Source organism: Vibrio sp. 970 (assembly GCF_033339075.1).
Genome location: NZ_JAWOTW010000493.1, coordinates 1 through 620, shown reverse-complemented (window position 1 = coordinate 620; position 620 = coordinate 1). Strand labels below are relative to the sequence as shown.

Sequence of the window (620 nt, the reverse complement as noted above, 5' to 3'; positions counted from 1 at the left end):
TGCGTCTTTATAATGACTAAAGATCAGCCAAGCGAAATACTTGGTTTATGCCGTTTTGATTTCTTCTCGCAAGCCCGTAAATTCAGGCATCAGAGAGATCAATTTTTTGCTGTATTCGTGCTGTGGAGCAGTAAAGAGCTGCTCGGTAGGCGCGACTTCCAATAACGTGCCCATCTGCATTACACCTACTCGGTCACACATCTGACGAATCACCGGTAAATCGTGACTGATAAACAACATCGTTAGGTTCAGTTCACTTTGCAGATCTTTTAGCAAGTTCAGAATTTGTGCCTGTACCGACACATCCAACGCTGATGTCGGTTCATCACAAATCAAAAGTCGAGGACGAGTTGCCAGAGCGCGCGCAATCGAAATACGCTGACGCTGACCAGCAGAGAATTCATGAGGATATTTCACGCCAGCCATGCGACCCAAACCAACATGATCAAGCAAATCATTCACGATTTGACGTGTTTCTGCTTCATTCTTGGTGAGTTTATGGAAACGAATTGGCTCGGCAATAATGTCTGCCACCTTCATACGAGGGTTCATAGACGTGTATGGGTTTTGGAACACCATCTGCATTTGACGACGCATCGGACGACGCTCTTTTTCCGACT

Annotated in this window: 1 protein-coding gene; it reads right to left on the bottom strand. The window is 45.8% G+C overall.

Features of this window, described 5'->3' with window-relative positions; genetic code table 11:
• Window positions 1-45: 45 nt before the first annotated feature.
• On the bottom strand, window positions 46-620 hold a 575-nt coding region (locus R7Q11_RS27495), incomplete at its 5' end, for an ATP-binding cassette domain-containing protein (RefSeq protein WP_225467149.1).